Below are 5,448 nucleotides of genomic sequence, written 5' to 3'. Positions count from 1 at the left end.
GTTCCCCTCGAATGGGATTCCCAAGCCGGCGCTGCCGCAGCGGCGGTTGCCTGCGGGGAAGTTCGAGAAGCATCACGTCTTCCCGCAGGCGGAGGACCTGGCTCGGTGGTTCAAGAAGCAAGGCGTCGATATCCACCTGTACACCCTGCCCATCCCCGTTCACGTTCACCGACGCATTCACAGCGGCGGGCCCAAGGGTGGCGAGTGGAATCAGGCCTGGCGCGAATACATGGACGCCAACCCGAATGCCTCTTCCCAGGAGATCTACCAGCATGCCGGGACGCTCATCTACCGCTTCCAACTCATCGGCGGTCCCATTCAGCAGTACAACTGACCTTCTTCTGATTGAGGATTGAAAGCCCATGTCTCGTTACTTCTGGCTGCGCGACGACACGGTAGCAACGTCGCGCTACAGCGGGGATTTCGATGCCGCTCACAAGTGGGGCCTCCCAGGCCTCAAGAATTGTCCAGGCTGCGGTGTCACCTGGGCAGGAGCGGGGCGCCAGTACCCCGCCGTGGACCTTTCACTCATCCCCGAGCATGGAGAATTCGAAGAGGCCCGACCTGAACCCTTCCCTGAGTTTGTCCGCCTCCAGGCGTTGGTGCGTCCCCTTGCCCCACCGAATTCAGAACTTCCCCCCGGGACGAACTTCGGTCCTCTTGTAGGTACCGCTTCGGGGCAGTTCGGCCCTTTCACGTGGCTGGGTCACTCCCTGATGATCATCCGTCGTGACACGCTCGACAGCCTCCAGGCTGCGGGCGTACGCGGACTCCTCGGATGCAAGACAGAGCTGAAGTTCCGTCAGAAGACGCCCCCGGACATCCTCGAACTGCAAATCGAGCCACGCGGGCTGCTTCACCGTGATTGCCTTCCCCCTGACGTGGCACCCCCATGCACCACCTGTGGGAGACAGGGGTTGAGTCGACCGGACGATCCCATCCTCGACGAGGCCTCCCTCCCTACGGACACGGACCTGTTCCGCGTGGGCAACTTCGCCACTGTCATCATCGGCACCGACCGCTTCAAGGACGCCGTGGAGCAGGGCGGCTGGACGGGCATCTCCTTTCGCGAGCTGCCCGTGCGCTCCTGACCGTCAGCCTTCCTTGAGGAAGGGCGGCGGGTACACGACCAGCTCCGTGGAGAGCTTGCTCTGCTCCGTCACCCACCGCGCCCAGAGCCGGGGACGCGCCTTCACGTCTGGATTCGCGTCCTCCTTCTTCCGGGGACGGTCCACGCGGATGGACAACCAATTCCGGTCGCGCAGGTAGCGCGTCTCGCCGAGCAGCCCCAGCTCCGTCTCAAGCCCCTTCGACAAATACTCGCGCGAGTCCTGCGACATCCAGAGCATGCCCGCGAACTCCATCGGGCTCGGGGGCGGATGGACGATGGGCGAGGACGTCGCCTGCTCAATGCACACCTGCCCCGCGGACTGCAGCGCCGGGATGAGGTGATCCGGATTGCGCGAGCGCAGCGTCGCATGCGCCCCCACGTGCACGTCTCCCGACAACACCGTCACCGCGCAGTACGCCTGCTTCGCCAACGAGAACAGGTTCATGATCACCCGCTCACGCTCGCCGCTGTGCACCCCGGACTCCCACTGGTCCAGCATGTCGTCCCGCAGGGTGGTGATCCGACTGCCGCTCTCCACCGCCGTCCCGAAGCGCAGGTGGACGAGCGGCACCGAACACACCACCAGCACGTGACGCGTCTTCTTCCCGTTCTTCTCCGCACGCCCCCGGTACTGGTCGCGCCACGCGTCGAACGCGGCCCACTGGGGGCGGCTCATCACCGGGTACTCGACCTCCGGGGGCGACGCCTCCGGGTCCGTGACCCGCAGCGTGCGGCCGCTGCGCAGGTCCAGCAGCACCAGGTCCAGGTCACACTCGGGCGTGGAGAAGCAGGCGGCCTGGAAGTAGTGCCGCGTCGCCCGGGCATCCCGCTCCGGGGCGCCCGGTGGCAGGCAGAACGATTCCTGGTCGTCCGGCTCGCGCACACTCCGGGGCTGGTCGAGCACGCCCCGCTGGAAGGCCTCGAACGTGCGCGCCGCCGCGTCGTAGAGCGCCCGGTACCAGGGCGCCCACTGGAGTCTTTCGAGCGAACCCCAGCCGTCGATGATGTCGTGATCGTCCCACATGAAGAGGCCGGGCACGCACCGGAGCATCGCGCCAATGCCCTGCTCGCCGCCCCACCGCTCCCGGTACAGCCTCACGTAGGCGGCGACCAGCACGTCGCGCACTCCGTCCGGCAGCGGCGCCTCCCTCCGCGCGGACCGGGGGAGCCTCATGAACTTCTTCAACGGCTCCACGGTGTGACAGAGCGAGTCCGCGTAGAGCTGATCTCCACCCCCGAGCAGCAGCTGGAAGCCCGGCGTCTTGGCGGGATCCGTCGGGTCGCTCTCGTGCTGGCGCAGCATCTTGGACCAGAGCGCCAGCGGATCATCGATGTTGCCCCAGTTGCCCTGGCTGGTGCCGTTGCACGAGAAGAAGGCGATGTTCGGCGAGCCGCCGCGCTGGGGCACCACGACGTTGGCGACCCGCAGGGGCTGCTTCGGAAAGGGATACGGCAGCTTCCCCGGGGGCGGCGGGGGCTCCTCGAAGGAGAAGGGCGTGCCCGGGTCCGTCAGTGATTCGAAGTGGTAGGACAGCCGCTGCGCTTCCTCCTTGCGGCACAGCTGGACCTCCCAGCGCCACACCACGCCACGGGTGTCCTCGGGCAGCCAGGTGAAGTCCGCCACGGGGCGGGCCTCCTCGGACGCGAAGACGACCTTCCCCTCGCGGTCCTGGAAGCACAGCTTCAGGCCCGGGGGCGTGGCTGTCGACGCGCTGTCGAGGAACACGTTGACGAAGAAGCTCCAGGTGTCGTGGAGCGCCTCGTCGGGCTCGGGCTGCGTCTTCGCGTACAGGATGGGCCCTAGCAGCAGCTTCATCACGTCCCCCAGGTGGTGCGGGGCCGGTCGTCCCGGCCGACCCGAAAGCGTGTCACAAGCCCCTGCCGCCGTCGATTGGTCGCGAGCCTCGCGCCTCACCCCTTCGGCGGCGGCGCGGCGAGCGGCTGGTACGTGCCGAAGCTCCAGAGGTTCCCCTCGGGGTCGAGCGCGATGAAGTCCCGCGAGCCGTAGTCGGTGTCGTGCAGCTCCATCAGGATGCGCGCGCCCGCGGCCTTCGCCCGCGCGTGGAGGGCATCCGGGTCCGTGACCACGATGTAGACGCCCTGGTTCTTCGCGGGGACCTGCTTCGACGACGCCATCTTCAGCCGGTTCGCGCTGTCCGCGCCGCCGAACATGATGAGCCCGTGGCCCAGCGTCAGCTCCACATGGGCGAGGGCGCCGTCGGGCGAGCGGTACACCGCCCGCTCCTCGAAGCCGAAGGCCTCCTTCAGGAAGCGCAGGGCGGCCTCCGGGTCCTCGTAACGGATGAACGGATACAGGCTGGGCAGGGTCGTGTTCGCGGTCATGGGTGTCTTCCTTTCACCGCGCATCCTGCCCCTCCGCGTGGGGCGCTTCTTGTACGGATTTCACCTGCGGGCCGGATTCGAACCCTCCCGCGTCCGGCAGCGTGCGGCGCAGCAGGGCGGACGGCGGCCCGCCGGTGAACTGGCGGAAGTCCCGGTTCAGGTGGGCCTGGTCGAAATAGCCCAGCTCCACCGCGAGGTCCGCCCAGCGCACGGGCCCGCCCGCCTTCAGCCGCTGCACCGCACGGTCGAAGCGCAGCAGGCGCGCGAGCCGGCGCGGTGGCAGGCCGACGTGTTCGTGGAACTGGTGGATGAGGTGTTTGTGGCTGTGCCCCAGCGCGTGCGCCAGCGTGGCGATGTCCAGGTTGCCGCCCGTCTGGTGGATGCGCTCCACGGCCCACTGCACGCCCGCCTCCACGGCCGGGCCGCGCTCCATGCGCCGGGTGAGGAACGCGTCCATGAGGGCGAAGCGGGCCTCCCAGCGCGGGGCCTCGGCGAGCTGCTCCACGAGCCGCCGCGCCTCCGGGCCCCACAGGTCCTCCAGCCCCACCACGCGGTGGGACAGCTCGTGCATGGGCAGGCCCAGGACGCGCCGGGCACCGAGGGGCGTGAGGTTCACCTGGAGCCCGTGGGAGATGCCGGTGTGCTCGGTGGTGCTCCAGCGCTCATCCAGCCCGGCGAGGAAGCCGGAGCGGTGCCGCGTCACCCGCCCCGCGTCGTCCAGGTGCTTCAGGAGCGGGCCGAACTCCAGGATGAGCACCACCTGGACGCCGGGCAGTTCCTGGCGGCGCAGGGGCGCGGGCGTCGCCTCGCGGTAGCCGCAATAGTCGCGGATGAGGGAGGTGAGGTGCGCGGGAGGAGAAGCGAGGACCATCTCCCAGCCGCCCCGCTCCGACGCGTGGCGCACCACGCGGAGGGTGTGCATGCGCGGCCTACTTGGAGCCCTTGCGCAGGAAGTCCAGCAGGGCGGCGTGCCATTTCTCCGGCGCCTCGAAGTGGGGGATGTGGCCCACGTTGGGGAGCTCCACCAGGGTCGCGCCCGGGATGGCGGCGGCGGTCTTCTTCCCGAGCGCGGGGTACTGGCCCAGCTTCGGCAGGAGCGCGGGCGGCACGCTGCCCTTGCCCACGACGGTGCGATCCTCCTGGCCAATGACAAGCAGCGTGGGGACCTTCACGAGGGGGAACTCGTGCACCACGGGCTGCTCGTAGATCATGGTCTGCGTGGCGGCGGAGACCCAGGCGAGCCGGGGGTACTCGCCGCTGAGCGTCTGGCGGTAGAGGACCTGGACGTATTCGTCGTACTCGGGCTTCCACTTCACGTAGTAGCCGCGCTGGTACTTGCGCAGGCCTTCTTCGGTGGCCTGGAGGTTCTCGCGGTAGAGGTCCTCGGTGGACTTCCACGGGACGCTCTCGCGGTAGTCCTCCAGGCCGATGGGGTTCTCCAGCACGAGCTGGGTCGTGGTCTCCGGGTACATCAGCGCGAAGCGCGTGGCGAGCATGCCGCCCATGGAGTGGCCCACGACGGCGGCCTGCTTCACGCCCACCGTGTCGAGCACCTTCTTCGTCAGCGATGCGAGCGTGTGGAAGCTGTATGTGATTGAAGGCTTGGACGACTTGCCGAAGCCCACCTGGTCCGGCACGACGACGCGGAAGCCAGCGCCGGTGAGGACGCGGATCGTGTCCTTCCAGGACGCGCCGAAGAAGTTCTTGCCGTGGAGCAGGACGACGGTGCGCCCGTTGGCGTTGGCCGTGGGCTTCACGTCCATGTACGCCATGCGCAGGTCCTGGCCCTCCAGGGTGACGGGGAGGAACTGCACCGGGGCGGGGTAGGGGTAGCCCTCCATGCCCAGGCCCAGCGCCTCAGGCGCGGCGCGGCGCGGCTCCTGCGCGTTGGCGGCAGGGGCGGAGAGGAGCAGGGCGGAGAGGAGCAGGGTGGGGACGCGGACGGACATGAGGCCTCCTCGGGCACGGGGGGACGCGGGGCAACGGGTGCTGGA

General features: G+C 68.7%; 6 protein-coding genes. 2 read left to right on the top strand and 4 right to left on the bottom strand.

What is annotated here, in order from left to right:
- Both sitA6 and sitI6 read left to right on the top strand, forming a co-directional pair.
- Positions 1-334, top strand: a 334-nt coding sequence (gene sitA6 / locus D7V93_RS36795; protein ID WP_120647797.1) for a SitA6 family polymorphic toxin lipoprotein, incomplete at its 5' end; no start/stop codon positions are given.
- Positions 335-362: 28 nt separating this feature from the next.
- Positions 363-1,091, top strand: a complete 729-nt coding sequence (gene sitI6 / locus D7V93_RS36790) for a SitI6 family double-CXXCG motif immunity protein (RefSeq protein ID WP_120647796.1) — start codon at positions 363-365, stop codon at positions 1,089-1,091.
- Positions 1,092-1,094: 3 nt separating this feature from the next.
- On the opposite strand, the gene D7V93_RS36785 is transcribed toward sitI6, so the two are convergent.
- The 4 genes from D7V93_RS36785 to D7V93_RS36770 form a co-directional block, all read right to left on the bottom strand.
- Positions 1,095-2,927: a metallophosphoesterase family protein gene (locus tag D7V93_RS36785; RefSeq protein ID WP_120647795.1), complete on the bottom strand. Its 1,833-nt coding sequence runs from the start codon at positions 2,925-2,927 to the stop codon at positions 1,095-1,097.
- 95 nt (positions 2,928-3,022) lie between these two features.
- Entirely contained in the window at positions 3,023-3,454 is a 432-nt protein-coding gene (locus D7V93_RS36780) for a VOC family protein (protein WP_120647794.1), read from the bottom strand.
- 13 nt (positions 3,455-3,467) lie between these two features.
- Positions 3,468-4,376, bottom strand: coding sequence for an AraC family transcriptional regulator (locus tag D7V93_RS36775; protein WP_120647793.1), 909 nt, complete (start codon positions 4,374-4,376; stop codon positions 3,468-3,470).
- A gap of 7 nt (positions 4,377-4,383) precedes the next feature.
- A complete protein-coding gene (locus D7V93_RS36770) occupies positions 4,384-5,403 on the bottom strand; it encodes an alpha/beta fold hydrolase (RefSeq protein WP_120647792.1) in 1,020 nt (339 codons plus the stop codon).
- Positions 5,404-5,448 lie beyond the last annotated feature (45 nt).

It is taken from the genome of Corallococcus llansteffanensis (assembly GCF_003612055.1).
Classification (GTDB): domain Bacteria; phylum Myxococcota; class Myxococcia; order Myxococcales; family Myxococcaceae; genus Corallococcus; species Corallococcus llansteffanensis.
Note: the sequence above shows the minus strand (reverse complement) of the source record. Positions and strands in the feature narration are given on the sequence as shown.

What these genes read in the sequence shown, in the direction of transcription:
- sitI6 (WP_120647796.1), top strand. Translation starts at nt 363, where the DNA reads ATGTCTCGTTACTTCTGGCTGCGCGACGACACGGTAGCAACGTCGCGC.
- D7V93_RS36785 (WP_120647795.1), bottom strand. Translation starts at nt 2,927, where the DNA reads ATGAAGCTGCTGCTAGGGCCCATCCTGTACGCGAAGACGCAGCCCGAG.
- D7V93_RS36780 (WP_120647794.1), bottom strand. Translation starts at nt 3,454, where the DNA reads ATGACCGCGAACACGACCCTGCCCAGCCTGTATCCGTTCATCCGTTAC.
- D7V93_RS36775 (WP_120647793.1), bottom strand. Translation starts at nt 4,376, where the DNA reads ATGCACACCCTCCGCGTGGTGCGCCACGCGTCGGAGCGGGGCGGCTGG.
- D7V93_RS36770 (WP_120647792.1), bottom strand. Translation starts at nt 5,403, where the DNA reads ATGTCCGTCCGCGTCCCCACCCTGCTCCTCTCCGCCCTGCTCCTCTCC.